The 20,836-nt window shown below is 40.0% G+C and carries 19 protein-coding genes; 11 read left to right on the top strand and 8 right to left on the bottom strand.

Features of this window, described 5'->3' with window-relative positions:
* Window positions 1-255: 255 nt before the first annotated feature.
* Both RMY32_RS05885 and RMY32_RS05880 read right to left on the bottom strand, forming a co-directional pair.
* Window positions 256-684 (bottom strand): hypothetical protein, encoded by a 429-nt coding sequence (locus RMY32_RS05885; RefSeq protein WP_322714232.1) that lies wholly within the window; start codon window positions 682-684, stop codon window positions 256-258.
* Between the two features lie 73 nt (window positions 685-757).
* Window positions 758-1,684: an FAD-binding domain-containing protein gene (locus tag RMY32_RS05880; protein ID WP_322714231.1), complete on the bottom strand. Its 927-nt coding sequence runs from the start codon at window positions 1,682-1,684 to the stop codon at window positions 758-760.
* A gap of 109 nt (window positions 1,685-1,793) precedes the next feature.
* On the opposite strand from RMY32_RS05880, the gene RMY32_RS05875 reads away from it, so the two are divergent.
* From RMY32_RS05875 to RMY32_RS05865, 3 genes are all read left to right on the top strand, one after another.
* Window positions 1,794-2,273, top strand: a complete 480-nt coding sequence (locus RMY32_RS05875; protein WP_322714230.1) for a peroxiredoxin — start codon at window positions 1,794-1,796, stop codon at window positions 2,271-2,273.
* A 107-nt stretch (window positions 2,274-2,380) separates the two neighbouring features.
* Window positions 2,381-3,007, top strand: coding sequence for a type I restriction endonuclease (locus RMY32_RS05870; protein ID WP_322714233.1), 627 nt, complete (start codon window positions 2,381-2,383; stop codon window positions 3,005-3,007).
* Between the two features lie 5 nt (window positions 3,008-3,012).
* Window positions 3,013-4,170, top strand: a complete 1,158-nt coding sequence (locus RMY32_RS05865; RefSeq protein ID WP_322714229.1) for an IscS subfamily cysteine desulfurase — start codon at window positions 3,013-3,015, stop codon at window positions 4,168-4,170.
* A gap of 48 nt (window positions 4,171-4,218) precedes the next feature.
* Here the strand turns inward: RMY32_RS05865 and RMY32_RS05860 are convergent, their stop codons facing one another.
* Together RMY32_RS05860 and RMY32_RS05855 are read right to left on the bottom strand one after the other, a co-directional pair.
* Window positions 4,219-5,994, bottom strand: a complete 1,776-nt coding sequence (locus tag RMY32_RS05860; RefSeq protein WP_322714228.1) for a DUF262 domain-containing protein — start codon at window positions 5,992-5,994, stop codon at window positions 4,219-4,221.
* 108 nt (window positions 5,995-6,102) lie between these two features.
* Entirely contained in the window at window positions 6,103-7,044 is a 942-nt protein-coding gene (locus tag RMY32_RS05855; protein ID WP_322714227.1) for a 1-aminocyclopropane-1-carboxylate deaminase/D-cysteine desulfhydrase, read from the bottom strand.
* A gap of 219 nt (window positions 7,045-7,263) precedes the next feature.
* Between RMY32_RS05855 and RMY32_RS05850 the strand changes: the two genes are divergently transcribed.
* From RMY32_RS05850 to RMY32_RS05830, 5 genes are all read left to right on the top strand, one after another.
* Window positions 7,264-8,994, top strand: coding sequence for a diflavin flavoprotein (locus RMY32_RS05850; protein WP_322714226.1), 1,731 nt, complete (start codon window positions 7,264-7,266; stop codon window positions 8,992-8,994).
* 142 nt (window positions 8,995-9,136) lie between these two features.
* Window positions 9,137-9,649, top strand: coding sequence for a phosphate-starvation-inducible PsiE family protein (locus tag RMY32_RS05845; RefSeq protein ID WP_322714225.1), 513 nt, complete (start codon window positions 9,137-9,139; stop codon window positions 9,647-9,649).
* A gap of 123 nt (window positions 9,650-9,772) precedes the next feature.
* Window positions 9,773-11,509, top strand: coding sequence for a diflavin flavoprotein (locus RMY32_RS05840; protein WP_322714224.1), 1,737 nt, complete (start codon window positions 9,773-9,775; stop codon window positions 11,507-11,509).
* A 923-nt stretch (window positions 11,510-12,432) separates the two neighbouring features.
* Window positions 12,433-13,425, top strand: coding sequence for an iron uptake porin (locus tag RMY32_RS05835; RefSeq protein ID WP_322714223.1), 993 nt, complete (start codon window positions 12,433-12,435; stop codon window positions 13,423-13,425).
* Window positions 13,358-14,236, top strand: a complete 879-nt coding sequence (locus RMY32_RS05830; protein WP_322714222.1) for an iron uptake porin — start codon at window positions 13,358-13,360, stop codon at window positions 14,234-14,236. The genes RMY32_RS05835 and RMY32_RS05830 overlap by 68 nt, the downstream gene beginning before the upstream one ends.
* 168 nt (window positions 14,237-14,404) lie before the next feature.
* On the opposite strand, the gene rpmA is transcribed toward RMY32_RS05830, so the two are convergent.
* Both rpmA and rplU read right to left on the bottom strand, forming a co-directional pair.
* Window positions 14,405-14,701 carry a 50S ribosomal protein L27 gene (rpmA, locus tag RMY32_RS05825; RefSeq protein ID WP_322714221.1) on the bottom strand — a complete coding sequence of 99 codons (297 nt, stop codon included), beginning with the start codon at window positions 14,699-14,701 and terminating at the stop codon, window positions 14,405-14,407.
* A gap of 29 nt (window positions 14,702-14,730) precedes the next feature.
* On the bottom strand, window positions 14,731-15,138 hold the full coding sequence (gene rplU, locus RMY32_RS05820; RefSeq protein WP_289800080.1) for a 50S ribosomal protein L21: 408 nt from the start codon (window positions 15,136-15,138) through the stop codon (window positions 14,731-14,733).
* 546 nt (window positions 15,139-15,684) lie between these two features.
* Between rplU and RMY32_RS05815 the strand changes: the two genes are divergently transcribed.
* The gene (locus RMY32_RS05815; RefSeq protein ID WP_322714220.1) at window positions 15,685-15,918 is read left to right on the top strand and encodes a Nif11-like leader peptide family natural product precursor; all 234 of its coding nucleotides are present in this window, start codon (window positions 15,685-15,687) and stop codon (window positions 15,916-15,918) included.
* 316 nt (window positions 15,919-16,234) lie between these two features.
* Window positions 16,235-17,329 (top strand): DNA polymerase beta superfamily protein, encoded by a 1,095-nt coding sequence (locus tag RMY32_RS05810; RefSeq protein WP_322714219.1) that lies wholly within the window; start codon window positions 16,235-16,237, stop codon window positions 17,327-17,329.
* 75 nt (window positions 17,330-17,404) lie between these two features.
* Here RMY32_RS05810 and RMY32_RS05805 read toward each other — a convergent pair whose 3' ends face one another.
* Both RMY32_RS05805 and bchI read right to left on the bottom strand, forming a co-directional pair.
* Complete coding sequence (locus RMY32_RS05805; RefSeq protein WP_322696695.1) at window positions 17,405-17,701, bottom strand: hypothetical protein; 297 nt, start codon at window positions 17,699-17,701, stop codon at window positions 17,405-17,407.
* Between the two features lie 172 nt (window positions 17,702-17,873).
* On the bottom strand, window positions 17,874-18,998 hold the full coding sequence (bchI, locus tag RMY32_RS05800) for a magnesium chelatase ATPase subunit I (RefSeq protein ID WP_322714218.1): 1,125 nt from the start codon (window positions 18,996-18,998) through the stop codon (window positions 17,874-17,876).
* Between the two features lie 327 nt (window positions 18,999-19,325).
* Between bchI and RMY32_RS05795 the strand changes: the two genes are divergently transcribed.
* Window positions 19,326-20,618, top strand: a complete 1,293-nt coding sequence (locus tag RMY32_RS05795) for a glycoside hydrolase family 10 protein (protein WP_322714217.1) — start codon at window positions 19,326-19,328, stop codon at window positions 20,616-20,618.
* The last annotated feature ends 218 nt before the right edge of the window (window positions 20,619-20,836 follow it).

Below are 20,836 nucleotides of genomic sequence, written 5' to 3'. Positions count from 1 at the left end.
CCACGTTTTTTTGTCGGATTATTAACAACAAACATCTCAAACTCCTATTCTCTCGTCGAAACTAGCTAATTGCTCTCACTGGCGATCGCACCCTATAAGTTAGTCACAGAGATACTTGGGCGGTTTTCGGAGATGTCTATTGAGTCAAAGACTCAATGAATGCATTCCCAGTCGGAGACTGGGAACGAGGAAAGTCGTATCAAACAAGCTTTTTAGGACTTGTGTGTACGCTGTAGCCCAATTTATAAGAGGGATTTAGGGTGAGGGCTTTTGATAAACATAATTTTGCGCCACTTTCCAATAGCGCGAGAACCGTTTCAAGTCAATATAGCCGTCATAGCCAAAAAATGGTTCTATCTCTAACACTTCCACTGCTATAGAACGCTCCATTTGATTACAGATATCATCAAATCGGGGACTGGGACTATTAGCTGTGACAACTAAATTAGCATCATGTTCTTGAGCAAAAGCTAAAATTTCTTGTGCCACATTGCCACGGCGAATAACAACAGGTAACTCTAGCAAACATTCGTAGATAAAAGTCAGACGTTTAAGACTCAATTGCCATTCCTCTATCAAAGCCTCGTCCCAAACCCAGATAGCTGGGGCATCAGGGTATTTTTGAAATGTGGGATTATTTGGACTGAGGCAATCTCCATGTACCCAAACAATTGGTTTAGTCATTTGTCATTTGTCATTTGTCATTTGTTATGGGGCATTGGGCATGGGGCATTGGGCATTGGGTATTAGACAATAATTAATAGTTCTTCTTCCCCTGCTCCCCCTGCCCCTCTGCTCCCCCTGCCCCTCTGCTTCCCCCACTCCCCCTGCTCCTCTTCCCTTTTTTATCACGTTGCCAACTTTGGCTATTAGGTTGTTTGCTAAATTCGCCTTTGGGAAAAAGTCGCTGTTCTAATTCTTCATAACTGCCTTCAAAATCACAATGACCGTAAAGGGGACATTTCTGGCAATAAATGCCTTTGGTGTAGCGTTCTAAGTTTTCACGGTTGAAAAAATACGGTTTCTGACTAAAGGTGCTAGCAACCCACTGCCATGACATATTATTACTAGCAGGATCTCCATCTAAAAGATGCTCAAGAAACCATTTGGCTCCAGCTTGCCAACGAATACGCCGCCAATGCACAATATAAGCCGCTAGCCACATTCGGGCGTGGTTATGTAGATAACCAGTTTCTCTCAAATCACGACTGAAACTGTCAATGCAAACCCTGCCTGTAATTCCTTCTCTGATATCTTGCGGCAATTCGGGTGCATATTCGCCCACGGTATAACCAGTTTTGTACTCTTCCTGGTCTTTCCAGATTTCATCCCCCAACTTCATATACAACCGTTGCCAGTAGTCGCGCCAACCTAATTCGTTAATTAGTTTTGTAGCATCCTCTTGTTGCTGTACTTGGTTGAGGACATAATCTCGAATTTCTCGCAAACTCAAAACGCCATAGCGGATGTAAGGTGAAAGACGCGTGATAGCACCTGCGAAAAAATTACGTGTTTGGGCGTAGCGAAGGGGGTCGATTTTTTGCAGCGCTGTTTCTGCCGCTTTGCGTCCCCCCACAGTTTCGCTGATGTGGTTATCGCGTTCTGCTGCACCTGGGAATTGTTCGCGCAGGTAGGCTACCAATTCATCGCGGTTGGTAAATTGGCGTTGCATATCTTTAGGCATTATCAGCAAATTATGAATGGTTACGTGCGTAGGCGATCGCTCAATATATGTACAATTCTAAAGCGATATAAGGGCGGCCTACGCCTACACAATTTCTCACACTCCCATCATGAGCAACATTCCCCAAGTCGGACAACCAGCGCCAGATTTCTCCACTCCTGACCAAAATGGCAATTTAGTCACTCTTGACGACCTCAGCAGTCAGTGGGTTGTCCTCTACTTCTACCCCAAAGATGATACACCGGGCTGTACCACCGAAGCGAAAGATTTCACCGAGTTGTATCAAGACTTCAGCGCACTGGGAGCAAAAATCTTAGGCGTAAGTCCAGATTTGGGTAAATCCCATTGTAAATTTATCAGCAAACATAACTTGGCGATCGCCCTTTTAAGCGACCCAGAACATCTTTTAATCGAAGCCTACGGCGCTTGGCGATTGAAAAAATTTATGGGTAAAGAATATATGAGTGTTGCTCGGTCAACTTTTTTAATTTCACCGGATAAAATTATTGTCTATACTTGGCCCAACGTAAAAACCAAAGGTCATGCTCAAGCAGTTTTAACTAAATTACGGGAATTAGCAGCCACGTAAAATTCCAAGTGAGTCAAATTGGTCAAATCAATGTGGAAACCAGTAACGTTATCATCAAAGTAACAACTCAAACTGTTAGATAGTAGTATATTCAGTTGAATAATATTATGGTTAAAGCCATTCCAGCGCATAATGTCAGCCTTGCTGATTTAGAAGCAAAGTTTGGTCTGAAACAAGCTGAAAATGAAGATTTTTTTACAGAGTGGTTTGACACTCTCCCAGAAATCACAGATATAGAAAAGCAATATCTAGACAGGGTAAAAACTAACTTTATGAGATTGGTAAAACACCCACCGCTCTTAGAAAGTGCAGTTAAGATGATAGTGCTATCTCCTTTATTAGACTTGGCAGGATTCTATCAAGAGCCATTTTTTATCGCTACTGAAGAATCTATTGAAATTTCCTTGGAAGATGAAGAAGAAATTATTAGAGGACGTATTGATGTTCTAGTTATTCAAGAAAAGTTGTGGTTGTTAGTAATTGAATCTAAAAGGGCTAGTTTTTCTCTTTTAGAAGCCATACCCCAAGCACTGGCTTATATGTTGGCTAATCCTAGTCAAGACAAACCTGTTTTTGGATTAGTAACAAATGGTAGTGATTTTATTTTTCTGAAACTTATCAAAGAGAATCAGCTAAAGTATGCTATGTCTGACCAATTTACACTTTTGAAACGAGAAAGTGAACTGTACCAGGTTTTAAGTGTATTAAAAAAACTGAGTAAGGTTTTGAGTTAATAATTATGTCTATTCGTTCTATATACATTGATTCCCACGCTACTACACCCGTAGATGAACGAGTATTAGCAGCAATGATTCCCTACTTCACAGAAAAATTTGGCAACCCAGCAAGTATTAGTCATGTTTATGGTTGGGAAGCAGAAGCTGCTGTGAAACAAACGCGAGAAATTTTAGCAGCAGCAATCAATGCCACACCAGAAGAAATTGTGTTTACGAGTGGTGCAACGGAAGCAAATAATTTAGCTATAAAAGGTGTTGCGGAAGCTTATTTTAAAAAAGGTCAGCATATTATTACTATTGCTACTGAACATAATGCAGTAATCGATCCTTGTAATTATTTAAAAAGTCTCGGTTTTGAAATTACTATTCTCCCTGTCCAGAAAGATGGATTGATTGATTTAACTGAGTTAAAAAAAGCTTTCCGTCCTGAAACGATTTTAGTCTCGGTGATGGCTGCAAATAATGAAATTGGCGTGTTACAGCCTTTGGCAGAAATTGGAGAAATGTGCCATGAACACCAAATCATTTTCCACACCGATGCAGCGCAAGCTATTGGTAAAATTCCTTTAGATGTGCAAGCGATGAAAATTGATTTGATGTCTTTAACAGCACATAAAGTATATGGGCCTAAAGGCATTGGAGCGCTATACGTCCGCAGACGCGATCGCAGAGTACAACTGGCTCCCCAGCAGCACGGCGGCGGACATGAGCGGGGAATGCGTTCTGGTACATTGTATACACCGCAAATTGTCGGCTTTGGCAAAGCTGTAGAAATCGCTTTGGCTGAACAAGCAACAGAAACCCAACGCCTCACCCAATTAAGGCAAAGATTATGGGAACAGCTATCGCAAGTTGAAGGAATTCATCTCAACGGACATCCTCAACAGCGATTGGCGGGAAACTTGAGTATCAGTGTTGAGGGAGTGGATGGAGCCGCGCTTTTGCTGGGATTGCAGCCAGTAATGGCTATATCTTCTGGTTCTGCTTGCTCGTCAACAAATACTGCACCTTCCCATGTTCTCACAGCATTGGGACATTCAGAAAAGCTAGCTTATGCCTCCGTGCGGTTTGGTATTGGCAGGTTTAATACAGAAGAGGAGATTGATATTGTAGCCAAACATGCGATCGCTACCATTCAAAGTTTACAAAATAAACGGTAAGCATAAAAGCCAGCAATATCTCTTCTTTAGACAATCGCTTTTCTAAAACTAAATATTATCTGTGCGATTCCCCATATCAAAAACATTAAATTCAATTCCTTCTAACTTCAGCCTCAAAGCCTCTAATAAGAGGTTTACCCTTTCTTCAATAAAAATACTTAGGGCGTTTTCTGGAAGTGCATCGGCTCTTGACCATTCAAGAATGATCGTCGGTATAAGATGAGAACGTAGCACTGCCTCTAAACCAGGCTCGTCATATTCTTTGAGATAATCTAATGGATTTTTATCGCTAATTTTCAAATTAGTTATTTGAGACAAATAGGCAATATTCATCAAGCTGTCACATTCTATTTGACTAGCAATGCCACTTTGCTTAATAAAGTTAACTGGAAATATATGGTGTAAGTTAGGCTTATCTGTTAACAAATAATAAACATTAGACAAAACATCTCTATGAGGTTTTGCCCAATCTTGCGGCTTGTGGTTTGCATAAAGTGATAAGATTGCTCTGGATAAGCGACCTCTATAACTGTAAAAGGATTTTCTAAGCGAATTTTTATCAATATCAAACTTATTGAATGAGTAAGTACTATTAACCTTTTGTTGATTAACAAAGTATATATGTTCCCAGAGGTGTGTAGTGTTTGTTAGTAAATCTGCATTATGAAAACTATAATACCAAAAATATTTATTTAAAAAACTATAATCTGGTTTATCATTCCGATAAAAATATGCTGTAATAGTCAGGTAAAAATATCGGTAAGGGATTAATCTTCCACCTTTAATATGCAAAATATTATCAAAGAAATCAAAAGTTTTAGCAACAGCTATTTTAAAATTAGACCATACAGCTTCAATATGTTCTGTTTTTAGCTTATTAAGATACATATCAGTAATATTTTGTATCCCAGCTTCGGGAAATTCAAGTTTTACCACTACAGCTAGCATCTGTAGCAATGTCCAATTATCAATATTGGCATATTGACTGCTATAAATAGTTTGTTTAAATTTATCAAATAATTCACGAAGATAAAATCCAGAGATATTATTTGTCTTATTTTCAGAACGAAAGGTCTTAGCAACCACAATATCAAAGATATCCAAGGGTTTACCAGCTTGATTAATCCGCTCAAATATTTGACAAACTTCCGCAACTTCAATACCTCTTAACTCAATAAAGGAAATTTTGTAATTAGCGCAAACTTCTCTAATTCTCCTAAATTGTTGCATGTAAGGATGATCGAATTCTCCATTAACACTCGTATAAATATTTCTTTCTATTTCCCCACGATCTTTAATGATATCTATTAAGCTGACAATTAGTTTATCTTGATAACGTTGTTTTTTTCCAATATTTGCTTTTAGCTGACCATCTCTATCATCGATTTCGTCCCAAAACAAAAACCTTTTTGTATAGCTTGTATCATCAGTTGCATCAGTAAGCTCAATAGTTAAATCTATATATAATGTTGGATCAAAATTTTCGTTATTAGCAATCTTACCTCCATGTATTGATGTTAATAAAGAAGTTGTTCTTTGTTGTCCATCTAAAATGTACTGATACTCATTAGAGTAAAAATTATCAGCAAATTTTATGCCACCTATTTCTCTATGACTTTCTAGCTTTGTATTAGTTTTCCAAATTAGAATACTTCCTAAAGGATAAAACTTATAAATACTATCCCAAAGTTTTTTAACATTCTCTTTTTCCCAGACAACATCTCTTTGAAAGGTTGGAATTTGATACTTATGTGAGAGAAGATTTTCCAAATAGAGAGGAATAGTCTGAGCATCCGGCTTTATGCGTTCAGTAGATGTAAACATTGAATTAACCTTACCTAACGTTGAGTAAATATCAAGATTGATGTGTAAATTTCACTTAATTCAGTAAAATTCCATACAAAGGTAACTGATATTTAATTAAGTGGCAACTCAGATTTTAGAAAATCTCTGCAACCTTTCCTCTATCCCAGCATTGCCCTGTAAGCCGCCTGTGTGTACTAGCAACAAGCGATCGCTTCTACAAAAAAATCCCTGCTGTAGTAAATCCATCACTCCGTAAAACATTTTGGCGGTATATACGTAATCGAGGGGTACGCCATGTTCCTGTGTAAACTGTTGGCTAAACAGTATTAACTCGTCGTTCACTTTTGCATAGCCGCCGAAATGATAATCACATACCAATTCCCAGGAAGCGGGAGAATTATATGGTGTAGGTAAATCAGAGGCGAGGTAATTTGTCAATAAACTTTCGATTTCTTGCGCAAGAAATGTCCCATTTTTCAATACGGGAAAAGCGATCGCTCTTTGTCTTTCATGCAACGAAAGCGCAATACCTGCTAGTGTGGTGGCTGTACCGCAGGCTACGCATATATGATTAAAGGCGATCGTCGCATCACTAACTATTTCTGTGCAGCCGCGCACACCATTTAAATTACTCCCGCCTTCGGGAATGATAAACACCTCGCCGAAACTTTGTCGCAGATATTCCTGTAGTGCTGGTGTGTTGTGCTGTCGATACATTTCGCGGTTTAGATACACAAGCTGCATACCCTGTTGTACAGCAAAACTCAGCGTTGCATTTAATGGTAGCCTCTCCTCTCCACGAATTACGCCGATGGTGCGAAAACCGAAAAGATTACCAGCCGCCGCAGTTGCATAGATGTGATTGGAATAAGCGCCGCCATAGGTTAGCAGTGTTGTGAAATTTTTCTCCTTGGCCTCTAAAAGATTGTATTTCAGCTTAAACCATTTATTGCCGTTAACCCACGGGTGCATGAGATCCAGACGCAGCACATACAGTTCAACACCAGCATAACGGGCGATTTCGCTGTTGATTTGTTGTAGAGGAGGAGTAATAAAGGTTAACGACATCTGTCAAGATTCTAACTTAGAATTTGCATTTTCTCACGTTCATTATCGAATATAAAAATAATGATAAACATTGAGTAATTCAATGGTAAGTCAAGCTAAATGATGAATAAATCTTTCTAATCATTAGCTTTAGAAATTAGCATTTTACTAATTGAGTGTTTCAGGTAAATATAAGAAACATAACACTCGCTCCAGATAATATTCTTTTGGAGAAAAGAAATGATTGCACTCACACAGCTTACTCAAGTTATTTCCAATCCTGGACGTTTGACGATTGAAACTGTCGAAATTGCTCCTCAAACGACTGCTATACGTTGTCTCGATTGGGATAGAGAACGTTTTGATATCGAGTTCGGTTTACGGAATGGTACAACTTATAATTCTTTCTTAATTCAAGGAGAAAAAGTTGCCTTAGTTGACACATCTCACCACAAGTTTGAGCAATTATATCTTGAGGTAGTGACGGGATTAATCGATCCAACTAAGATAAATTACTTGATTATTAGCCATACAGAACCAGACCACAGTGGCTTAGTGAAAGATATTTTAGAATTAGCTCCTTCCATTACTGTTGTTGCTGCAAAGGTAGCTATTCAATTTTTAGAAAATATGGTTCACCAGCCTTTTAAATCAATACAAGTGAAAAGTGGAGATCGCTTAGATTTAGGCAACGGACACGAATTAGAATTTATCTCTGCACCTAACTTACACTGGCCTGACACAATCTTGACCTACGATCGCAAAACTTCCACACTCTACACTTGCGATGTGTTTGGGATGCACTACTGTGATGACCACACTTATGATGAAAATATCACCTTACTTGAGGAAGATTTTAAATATTACTATGATTGTCTCATGGGGCCGAATGCCCGGTCTGTCTTGGCAGCTTTAAAACGGATTGAAAAGTTAGAAATAGCAACAGTTGCTACAGGACATGGCCCTTTATTACAAAACTATATCTCCGAATGGCTGGGACGATATCAAAACTGGAGTTTAGAACAAGCAAAAACAGAGACTTTAGTAACTCTATTTTATGTTGAAGATTACGGGCATAGCGAACATTTAGTCCGTACAATAGCTCATGGATGCGCGAAAACAGGCGTGGCAATAGAGTTAGTAGACTTCAATAGTGCCGAGCCTCAAGAAGTTCGAGAATTAGTTACACAAGCTTCTGGTTTAATAATTGCCATGCCAGCCCAATCTTCAGTAATAGCTCAAGCGGCTTTAAGTACAATTTTAGCTGCTGTTCATAAGAAACAAGCAATTGGTTTATTAGAGTCGGGAGGGGGAGAAGATGAACCAATTTACCCGTTACGCAATAAGTTTCAAGAACTGGGATTAACTGAAGCTTTTCCACCTATTTTAGTTAAGGAAATTCCTACCCAAGCAACGGAACAACTTTGTGATGAAGCGGGAACAGATATGGGTCAATGGTTAACCCGCGATCGCACCATAAAACAAATCAAATCTATCAATACCGAGCTAGAAAAAGCTTTAGGGCGGATTAGCACAGGATTGTATATTATCACCGCCAAAAAAGGAGAAATTCAGAGTGCGATGTTGGCTTCATGGGTGACACAAGCCAGTCTTGAGCCTTTGGGAGTAGCGATCGCAGTATCCAAAGATCGGGCAATTGAATCCTTGATGCACGTTGGCGATCGCTTTGTTTTAAATGTTTTAGAAGAAGGCAAATATCAAGGATTAATGAAACATTTCCTCAAGCGTTTTGCTCCTGGCGCAGATAGATTTGCGGGAGTGAAAACATATCCAGCTAAAAATGAATCGCCCGTTTTAGCTGAAGCTCTAGCTTACATGGAATGTGAAATTACTAGCCGTATGGATTGTGGAGATCATTGGGTAATTTATAGCACAGTCCAAACTGGAAGAGTTGCCAACTTACATGCACTTACTGCTGCCCATCATCGCAAAATTGGCAATCATTATTAAATGGTCATTTGTCATTTGTCATTTGTCATTTGTCAATAATTAATAATTCTTCTTCCTCTGCTCCTCTGCTCCCCACAGACGCGATTCATCGCGTCTCTACCCACTTTTGTACAGACGCGATGAATTGCGTCTCCTAAAAACTATGTATAAATCTGTTGAAAATACCCCGATTAGCATGTACGAAATTAATCGAGGGCGCGTTGTCCGAACCTTGGAATTTATCCAAGATGTGATTGTGATTTGTTTGTGTATTGGTTTATTTAGCTTTATGGTGCTTCAGGTGAGAGATATGTTTCTCTCCTTACTTCCACCTCTAGATTTTCATGCTGTTACTGCCGATATTCTCTTTTTACTTATCTTAGTTGAGCTATTCCGATTGTTGATTATTTACCTGCAAGAACATCGAGTATCTATTGGGGTAGCTGTTGAAGTTTCTATCGTTTCTGCATTGCGAGAAGTCATTGTTAAAGGTGTTCTAGAAGCAAGTTGGAGTCAAGTTTTAGCAACTTGTGCCTTTTTATTAGTGTTAGGAGTTCTACTATTCCTACGAGTTTGGCTACCCCCTACTTTTGAAGGTATCGATCCCGAACAAGAAGTATCTAAACGCTATAAAAGCCGAGTCAAGTCTGAATTCATACAAACCAATAGTCATTAAAAATGAGGAGCAGGGGAGACAAGGGGACAAGGAGATAAACAAAACTCCTAACTCTTAACTCATTACTCATTACTCATTACTCAGCACTCCTAATGCCCAATGCCCAATTAAAGAGAGGTTATTATGTCTGCCGCCACATTAACGTCCAACCATAGCAGAGATGTACAAGTTGCTGAAATTGGTAAAAATACTCTGATTTTACGATCGCGAACTTGGGATAGATTAAAATTTGAGGTGGAATATTCCCGTCAACGGGGAACTACAGCGAATTCTTATCTGATTCAAGCTGATAAAAAGGCTTTAATTGACCCTCCTGGCGAATCTTTTACCGAAATTTACCTTGAGCAACTAGCACAACATCTAGATTTCATCTCCCTCGATTACATTGTTCTCAGTCATGTCAATCCGAACCGCAGAGCAACTTTGCAAGTATTGCTCTCTCTGGTTCCTCAAGCCACTCTCATTTGTTCTCGTCCCGCCGCCAATGCTCTCAAAACTGCCTTTCCCGAATTTGAATCACCTATTCAAGCGATGCGATCGCAAGATACTCTAAATTTAGGACAAGGACATCTTCTATCATTTATCTCCGTACCAACTCCCCGGTGGGCGGATGGACTTTGTACCTACGATGCTGCTACAAAAATACTTTACACAGACAAACTATTCGGCGCTCATATTTGCGAAGATACTTTGTTTGATGAAGATTGGAAAGGTTTAGATGCGGAACGTCGTTACTATTTTCAATGTCTCCATGCACCCCAAGCCAAACAAGTCGAAGTAGCCTTAGATAAAATATCGCTTTTGGGAGCCAGATGTTATGCGCCAGCACACGGGCCAGTTGTCCGTTACAGCCTGAGTCGTTTTACTTATGATTACCGTCAATGGTGTCAAGGGCAAAAATCTCAAGAATTGAGTGTTGCTTTGCTTTATGCTTCTGCTTATGGAAATACAGCAATTCTGGCAAATGCGATCGCTCAAGGTTTGATCCAAAATGGAGTTAATGTCGAATCAATCAACTGTGAATTAGCCGATTCTGCGGAGATTAACCGCATTGTAGAAACCTGCGATGGCTTGATTATTGGTTCACCCACTTTAGGCGGCCATGCACCGACTCAAATTCAAACTGCTTTAGGAATAGTTCTCTCGGTGGCAGCTAAAACTAAGTTAGCAGGGGTGTTTGGTTCTTACGGTTGGAGTGGCGAGGCAATTGATTTAATCGAAAGCAAGCTCAAAGATGCTAATTATCAACTAGGATTTGAAACAATTCGCGTGCGTTTCAGTCCGACTCCTGAGATTCTTCAGCAGTGTCAAGAAGCAGGTGCTTTTTTTGCCCAAAACTTGAAGAAAACTAAAAAGCTGCGGACTTCCCGCCAGATTGTCACAGAAACCCATATAGATCGTACCGAACAAGCGGTGGGTCGGATCGTTGGTTCTCTGTGTGTTGTGACAACTCGTGATGAAGAAACTCACAAAGGGGTTTTGACTTCTTGGGTATCTCAGGCAACTTTTAACCCGCCTGGAATTATGATTGCGATCGCTAACGAGCAAAATGCAGATTTAATGCATCATCCCGGCGATAAATTTGTGCTGAATATCCTTAAAGAAGGAAGAAATATCCGCCGCTATTTTTCTCGTCACAGCACTTTAGGGGATAATCCTTTTGCAAATCTTGACACAAAAACTGCTCTTAATGGTTGTTTAATTCTGAATGAGGCATTAGCCTATTTAGAATGTACGGTGCAAAATCAGCTTGAATGTGGCGATCGATGGTTAATTTATGCCGTCATCGATCGCGGTGAAGTGTTGGCAAATGATGGTGTCACGGCTTTAGAACATCGGAAATCTGGCAGCTATTATTAATCTGACCGAGACAATTTTAGATTTTAGATTTTGGATTTTGGATTCAACTCAAAATCTGAAATCTAAAAAAGGTTTCAAGCCTCTCCCTAAATGGAGAATATTTCAAAAAATCATCATTGAAGCCTCTTCTTTAAAGGAGAGGTTAATCCTTGCATCGTAAATCCTTTCATCCAAAATCGACGTGACTGTTCACTCTTGTCTAACAATACCTCTTTCTGGCGTTGCTGAATCAAGGGATGATTCTTGTAAGGTGGGCTACACGAGAGCTCTTAAAATACAAGGGACGGGCTTTTCGGCCCATCCCACAAAACTAGCAAAATTATCCCGCTTTCTCTGCAACGCCCTCTTTCTTTGTAAAGCTACGGTATACACACAAGTCATTTAGAGTTGCAATAGCATTGTTTCGCCTGACAATGCGATTGTTTCACCTGACAATAAACTCATTATTGATTGCACGAACGACCGCGTTATATATTTTAATATTATCAAAAATTGATTTTTTATAATCTTAGATAATACTTTAATGTTATTTTTATATATCTCAAAAGTAAAAACTTTAAAAGTGTTTATTTTTGTAAAAAATATATGGTAAAGTACCACTTATCAAAACTATAGTGTATCTAGAAAGTTTAAGTAGTTTAAAAATTTCAAAAAGTAGTTTTTCAAGCAATGAAGTCTTTCCTAACGACTAAGTAATTGTTAAAATCGCAATTTTGAGCTTAATAAAAGCTGCAACTACTCTAAGCCTATACATTGGCTTAGATATTATTATATGAATGAATTCCGTACAAAGAAATTTTGTACGGCAGCAATTCGCGTATTAAATTCTTGATAGCTTGCTTTAGCAAGTTAGCTTTAGCTTGTGAATAATACAGTATTCGCAACAAAACAGTGGTGTTTTCTTTTGTGTGTGAGGAACGGGTGTGAATTACTACAAGTTAATGTGTACCAAAAAAGTCAGTTGGCTGTGCTTACTTACTGCTTTAATTTCGCTGGGTGCATCTCCTGTAAATGCTCAATCAATTGCTGATAATATTGTAAACAATTTTGAGAGTGCAGACAAAGACAACAATAGCGGAATTTCAACTAATTTTAATTCTTTAGAATCGAATGCGATCGCTCAAGTAAACTCTGTATCTCAATTATCTGATGTTAAGACAACAGATTGGGCTTTTCTTGCACTGCAATCGGTAGTGGAACGTTACGGTTGTATTGTAGGATATCCTGACAGTACTTATAAAGGAAATCGTGCCTTAAGCCGTTATGAATTTGCTGCGGGATTGAATGCTTGCTTAGATAGAATCAACGAATTGATTGCTACTAGTACTGGTGATTTAGTTAAGAAAGAAGATTTAACTACTCTCCAAAAACTTCAAGAACAATTTGCATCTGAACTTGCAACATTGCGTGGTCGAGTAAATGCCTTAGAACCTCGCACAGCTACCTTAGAGAAGCAACAGTTTTCTACCACAACTAAACTTAATGGCGAAGCGATTTTTTCTTTATCCACAGCCACAGGTGGAGAACCAGGCAGCCAAGATGCTAAATTAGTCTTCAATAATCGCGTCCGGCTCAATCTTACCAGCAGTTTTAACGGCAGTGATTTGTTGATTGTTGGACTTCAAGCTTACAACTTCAGATCGAGCGGTTCATTTTATGAAAGAGGAACCATTCAAGGCCAATTACTGCCAAATTCAAGTTTTCTTGGTGCAGGTTCAACCAAGTTAAGCTTTGAACCTCAATTTCCTGGCTTTAACCCCCAGACATTACAACCCGATGGCGGAGCAAACTCAGTTAGTCTTTACAAGCTAGCTTATGTCTTACCGTTATCTCAGAAATTCGTTGTCTTTGCTGGAACCAACCAATGCAGAGATTACAGATGTTTTTCCTGCCATCACTCCCTACGCCAGCGATAGCCAAGGTGCAATCTCTCGATTTGCAGGTTACAACGCTGCTGTCAGAATGACAGGAGGCACTTCTGGTACGGGTTTATTAGCGGGTGCTGGTTTCTTGTGGAATCCTTCAAAACAAGTCGGACTTGGAGTGATTTATGGTAGTGGTTCGGCTCCAATATCAGAAGATCGCGGTCTTTTGAACACACCTTTAGGAGCAGGTGTCTTTAACGGTACACAAGCGATCGCTGCACAACTGACCCTCAAACCAATCTCAACTATTGATATCGGCATCAACTATGCACACAGCTACCACACAATTAACATTTTAGGTACAGGCTTGGGTAGCGCTGATATTGCTTCTATTCGATTTACTCCCAATGCAGCACAGCTGGCGAGGTTTGGTGGTGACGCGACACTAGCAACTCTTGATGAGCCAATCACTGTAAATTCTGTAGGTGCAACAGTAACGTGGCGGTTTGCGCCGAAAACATCCCTGTCACTATCAGGTGCATTGCTTTTTGCTAATCTCTTGAATGTAGATGCCTCAACAACCTTTAGTAGCTGGTCGGCTGGGTTGCATTTTAGAGATATATTCCATGAAGGGAACACCGCCGCCGTCATTTTTGGACAACCGCTTTACCGAGAATCTGTAGCAGGAATTGCTTCTCGTCCAGAAGACGCGACTCCCTATCATTTAGAAACATTTTATAACTATCGGGTTAATGACAATATCTCCATTACCCCTGGTGTATATTTCATCTTCAGCCCGGAAGGCTTTAGTGCTAATGACACAGCAATTGTAGGCGCACTTCGCACAACTTTTACTTTCTAGTAGTTCGCTTTCGTCACGCAAGCGGGGTAAAGGGTAAGGGGCAGAGGTAAAGGGGAAAGAAATAGAATTTTCCCTTTACCTTTAACTTTTTCCCTAAGAATGCAAAAATATATTTTTGCAAGAGGTCTCTTAACTTGGCACCAAGGGCAGGATACCTACCCTAATACTCTAATTTGCTACTGCTTCAGCAGGAGCTGCCTCAGCAGCAGTTGTAGGTAAATAAACACTAACTTTTTTACGAGTTTTGCCCTTTCTCTCAAAGGTTACAACACCATCGATTAAGGCAAACAAAGTGTCATCGCTACCAATACCGACGTTGTTACCAGGGTGGAATTTAGTGCCGCGTTGACGCACGAGAATGTTTCCTGCACGTACAACTTGACCGCCATAGCGTTTGACACCCAGACGTTGAGCATTAGAATCACGACCGTTGCGTGTACTACCTGTTCCTTTCTTATGAGCCATGATTTCCTCTTGTGTATCTACTTCTTTTATTATTCAGCAGCGGTTTCAACTTCTTCAGCAGCAGTGTTATCTAGAACGGGGGTTTCCTTCTCCGGTTCTCCTTGGGCAGCAAACACTGCACCATTGAGGGTGATGGAATCAATCATAAGTCTGGTAATTTCCTGACGATGCCCCCGTTTTTTGCGGGTTTTCTTTTTCGGCTTCATTTTGTATACCAGGACTTTACGACCTCTGTAATGTCGCATTACAGTCCCTTCTACAGTCGCACCTGTTACTAATGGCTGTCCAATGGTGACTTCGCCATCGTGCTGCACGAGTAATACGGAATCTATTGTAACTTTTTCATCTGGTTCGATCGCCAGCAGTTCAATGTCGTAAAACCGCCCTGGCTCTACTCGTATTTGTTTGCCGCCAGTTTCAATAATCGCGTAGGTCATGGAATTGTCCTTGAGGTTGCCGTACAGGTAGCTGGTTTTTATCTCCTGTGGAGATGCTTTTGCCAGCCTTTGTAATATGTCTACCTGATCCGAGCAGGAATTAGACAGACAATCTAACATACTATTTTATTAATAGGCGTCAAGTCAAGCTCTAAATTGCTATCTGGTCAGCCTGAAGATGAGAAATCAGTTAATTACTTTGTGCGATCGCTCATTTTCCAAGGGTGGGGAGAAATTAGCCAACTGTCGTCATAAGTATAGACATAGCCCACTTGCACGAATGGAAATTGTATTTATCAGAACTCAAAATAAATATTTTTTAGATAAAAATTGCTACTATCTTAGGGCTGAATCTGCCAAAAATTAACATTAGTTAGTATTAGCTTAAAACTTATATTTTTTTATCAAAATCAACACATTTTTCTTCTTTGTTTTAAGATGAGATATACAGTGTATCATCTAGAAATTCTTTACAAAAGTTAGTGAATTCTCAAAAGTTAAACTATTACATTCAAACCTGATGTTTCAAACAGGAGATTGATTGTCATGACACAGGAAAATGCTGCCCGACTTTTTGAAGCTGTAAAACAAGATCAAGCGTTACAGGAAAGACTTAAAGCAACAGCCGATCCAGAAGCCTTCATCAAAATTGCTCAAGAGCGTGGCTATGATTTCAACGCCAAAGAACTGGATAGTGAAATCAGCAAATTATCTGAAGAAGATTTAGCCGCCATCGTCAACCCAGGATGGGGGAATAGACGCCACATTAATCCTAGATAATTTCTGTTCTAGGAAACCGAAAGTATAGAAACAACTGATTGACAAGTTTCGCTCCTCAAGGGGATACTGTTGCGTCATCTCCTTTAGGGGTATTCCTGTTAAACACAAGGCTCAAATCCCTGATTTCCTAGAGAAGTCGGGGATTTTATTGTTTGCAAATGATTAAGTAGAGCTGTTATGTACCAATTATCAGCTTTATTTATGCTGTGACAGTATCTATGCAAAATCTGAAGAGAGTTAAAAATCCTTTCTCTACTATCCATCTCGCCACCTGCTTAATTCATGAGTTAGGATGACTATATTTTAATCAGATGATATGAAAAGAATAGAAGTTGAGCAAAGAACTATTTTAATTGGTTTGGCTGGTAGCCACGGCTATGGTTTAAATCGTCCTGATTCCGACTTTGATTATCGGGGAGTATTTATTGCGCCCAAAAGGTACTATTTGGGATTCGATCGGATAGAACAAAAAGATACTGGTTGGGATGAACCAGGAATATTTCCATTCATTGATGGTAACAAAGACACGGTTATATATGAATTAAGAAAAATCCTCCAGTTATTAGCAGGCGCAAATCCCAATGTTTTAGAATTGCTTTGGTTGAATAACTATCCTTTTTTAAACGCAGTCGGACAGCATTTAATAGATCGTAAACAGTTATTTTTGAGCAAGAAGGTAAAACATACTTACACTGGTTATGCCTTTGCCCAAATCAAAAAGATGGAAACTCATCGTAAGTGGTTGTTAAAGCCACCGCAAAAAAAACCGCTACCATCTGACTTCGCTATAGAAGACGAAGCACCTCTGAGCAAAGATGAGCTAAATGCTTTTTTAGAGTATCTTTATAACTTAATTAGAGGACGGATTGAGTTTTTAGAAGAAGCAGAACAATTATATGAATTGCTGACAGCAGATATTGATTTTAAAGGAGTATTAAAACAATATGCTTTACCCGATGAAACTTTGGAATATACCCAAAAGTTAACCAATAGCCGTAAAGATTTTATTCGTCTGCTTCAGAAAAGTCAAAGCTATCAAATAGCTTTAAGAGAATGGAAGGCTTACTTATCTTGGCAGGAGAATAGAAATCCGGCTAGGGCAGAAATGGAAAGAAAATCGGGTTTTGACCTCAAACATGGAATGCACTGCATTAGATTGTTACGCAGTGGAGTAGAAATATTGCGGCGAGGTGAAGTGATTGTAGATAGGAGAATAGCTGGTGATGTTGAGGATTTAAAAGCTATTTTAAAAGGTGAGTATTCTTATGAACAGGTGATGAAAATAGCAGAAGATTTAGTCGCCGAAATGGAAGTTGTTTGCGAACAATCTGCCCTACCTCATAAACCTGATTTGGAGCAAATTAATGACTTGTGTATGGAATTGGTGGAAATGCAAAAATGGAGTCATTAGTCATTAGTCATTAGTTATTGGTGCTTAAAAAAAACAAATAACAAAGGACAAAAAATAAATGACTAATGACAAATTTTAAAGAGTGTACATTAAATCAGCAAAGCCATAGAGGCTGATGATGAGTAATAGGAATGCTGTTAGTTGGGTAATTCGTGTTTGGGGTGAGGGAGCGATCGCTTCCCGCACTAAGATGGAAATAGATGCCCCAACTACTAAGCTCAAGCCTAAGATTAAATAGGGTATGTCAGGTAAAACACTGGCTATTGCCAGCATTGCGATCGCTAATAAGAGCATCAATAATTCTACAAACCTGGGCGGGTTGTATTGACTAGATAAAACAAAGCTGTTGAACCAAAAAGACCAAAATCTCATATTTCAGTACTAAGTTAAGAGTTAGGAGTTAAGAGTTAAGAGTTAGGAGTTATATCTAGTCAGTGCTGATTGAGGAATTAAAGTTGTGAGATATGAAGCAGCTTTCCATTCAAAACTCTTAACTATTAATTCTTCATCGGAGGCGGAGCGTTTCCGGCTCCGCTCCTAACTTTTAACCCCTAGCTCCTAATTTTTGACCTGTGCCGTTCTTTTGTGCAGTATCACTTTCTGGTAGTTCAACGCCAAAGACGCGGCTAAAAACTTTGGCGACTTTGTAGCCAGAATCAATCGATTCTAAAGGGTCTTTCCGCAGTCTGTGACGCAAACATAGCGTAATTACACGATGAATATCATCAACTGTAACTTCAGTGCGTCCTTCATAAGCTGTTAAGGCTTTGGCAGCGCGGTTACTAACAATGTCACCCCGCAAACCATCTACATCTAGTTCTGAACAGACTTCAGAAATTTTCACCCGCAGATCGTAGTCAATTTTCACTTCTGGCAAAAGCTGTTGAGCATTGACAATTTGCTGTTGTAATGCTTCTTGCTGGGGTTTATAATTTTCGAGAAATACTGGCGGGTTTTGGTCAAAATCCGCCCGTTGTTCTACGATTTGCACCCGCAAAGCTGGTTCTTTTACGGTGTGAATTTCTGCGTGCATCCCAAAGCGATCGAGTAGTTGGGGGCGTAGTTCGCCTTCTTCTGGGTTTCCAGAACCCACAAGCACGAAACGCGCTGGGTGACGGATAGAAATACCTTCTCGTTCTACAGTGTTCCATCCACTAGCAGCGGAGTCGAGTAACACGTCTACAAGGTGGTCATCTAGTAAGTTGACTTCATCCACATAGAGAATGCCCCGGTTTGCCTTTGCCAGAAGTCCCGGTTCAAAAGCTTTGACACCTTCAGATAAAGCTTTCTCGATGTCGATTGTGCCACAAACTCGGTCTTCTGTAGCTCCTAGCGGCAGGTCTACCATTTGGACTTTTTTGTGAACTATGGGAATTTCCGCCCCTTGTTCTAACAGTTGGCGGACTTCATCGCTCATCAAGTCAGGGTCGCTAGGATCGCTACTGAAGGGGTCATTAGCAACCACAGAAATTTCTGGTAGCAGATCCGCCAGCGCCCGAATAGTTGTGGATTTCCCGGTGCCGCGATCGCCCATAATCATTACACCCCCAATTTTGGGGTCAATCACGTTCAATAGCAGCGCCAGTTTCATTTCTTCCTGGCCCACAATTGCCGTAAAAGGAAATACTACGCGACGCGCACTTGCCGTGGATTGAGCAGTTGGACTCACTAAATTACCTTAACAATATTTTTCTTATTACAGTTCTTTATTGTGACACAGGTAGGGCATGGGGGAATGTGAAGATCGGGAGCAGGGGGCAGGGGGAGAAATCAATTCAAAATTCAAAATTCAAAATTCAAAATTAAAGAACTTCTGCCTCCTCTTTCCCAATGCCCAATGCCCAATACCAATATCTGTTGGGCACAAATACTTATTAGCTGCGTCAACTACCTTAATTTGTCTGTTTTAGTTTTTTGGTGCAGAAGTTCCATAAGCAAGGAACGAACAACTACCAACTCATCAATTCTGTACTAAGCATAAATACTTGTAGACTATATGGGTAGTAGATTCGAGCGTAAAAGCGAGCAATGGCGTGTGTGGGTAGCTAATGCATCATTCAAATTTATGAAATCATCTTTTATTGTCCAAAGTTGGCGGCGACTACTCAAGTTTCTTTTTCCGATTCTCATTTTAATATCCTTTGTTAGTGTATTGCTGGTGGACAGTTTCACCCCTGGGATCGTTGAAGGTGGGCGCTTCAGCGCCATCGCACAGATACCTCGTCAGGAAATTCGCGGGGTTTGGATGACCACTAATGATTTTGACACACTCAAAAATCGAGACAAGGTGCAGGATGCAGTGAGTCAACTGCGGCGGATGAATTTCAACACAATTTATCCTGTGGTGTGGAATTCTGGCTATGTGATGTATCCTAGTGCCTTAGCACAACGTGTAGGTATTCAACCTTTTGTCTACAAAGGTTCAGATGGACATGATATTCTGGCAGACTTGATTACTCAAGCCCATCGCCAAGGATTGCTAGTGATTCCCTGGTTTGAGTTTGGTTTCATGGCTCCCCCAACCTCAGAACTAGCAATGAATTACCCGGATTGGTTCACACAAAAGCAAGATGGTAGTCAAACTTCAAACAGTGCGGCTGGTGAAGTGATGTGGCTCAATCCGTTCCATCCAAAAGTGCAACAGTTCATCACTAATCTTGTGCTAGAAACTGTTACCCAATATGATGCCGATGGCATTCAGTTTGACGATCACATGAGTTTGCCTCACGAGTTTGGCTACGACCAATATACAGTTGCTTTGTACACCAAAGAAACGAAGAATTCTCCCCCAAAAAATTCCCAAGATGCGGCATGGGTAAAGTGGCGGGCAGATAAAATTACGGCATTCATGGGAAAACTTAATCAAGCGGTGAAGCAGAGAAAACCCCAGGCGATTTTCTCTGTTTCTCCTAATTACTATGATTTTGCTTACAAGTTTCACTTGCAAGATTGGCTAGGTTGGATGCGACAAAATATTGTGGACGAGTTAATTGTGCAAATTTATCGTCCGGATCTAAAAAGTTTTGTGGCAAATATTTCCCGCACAGAAATTCAAGAAGCGCAACAAAGAATTCCAACTGGAGTTGGGATTATGACAGGGTTACGAAATAACCCTGTTCCCATACAGCAAATCAAGTCTCAGGTGCGGGCTGCCCAAGAACGGGGTCTAGGCGTAACTTTCTTTTATTATGAAAGTCTTTGGAACAACAATCTAGAATCTTTAGCTGAACGACAAGCTGGATTTGCAAATCTTTTTCCATCTCCGGCACTCCGCGCCAGAGCTGAATAACTTTTCTGTTTAAGATAATGTTAATAAGTTCGTAGTAAAAACTTTAGTCCTTATTTTATAAGCACTAAAGTGCTTACTACTGGACTTTAGACTAAAAAAGAGCGATCGTGTTTTTAGCAGCTAGTGGAAAAAATAAAAGGATGCCTGTAATAACAAGCACCCCGTAACGGAAGATGAAAAAAGCACAACCAATTTTCATCTACCCCGTTATGGATGTT

The organism is Nostoc sp. ChiSLP03a (assembly GCF_034531215.2).
Taxonomy (GTDB): Bacteria; Cyanobacteriota; Cyanobacteriia; order Cyanobacteriales; family Nostocaceae; genus Nostoc.
This window is presented reverse-complemented; position numbering and strand designations above follow the sequence as displayed.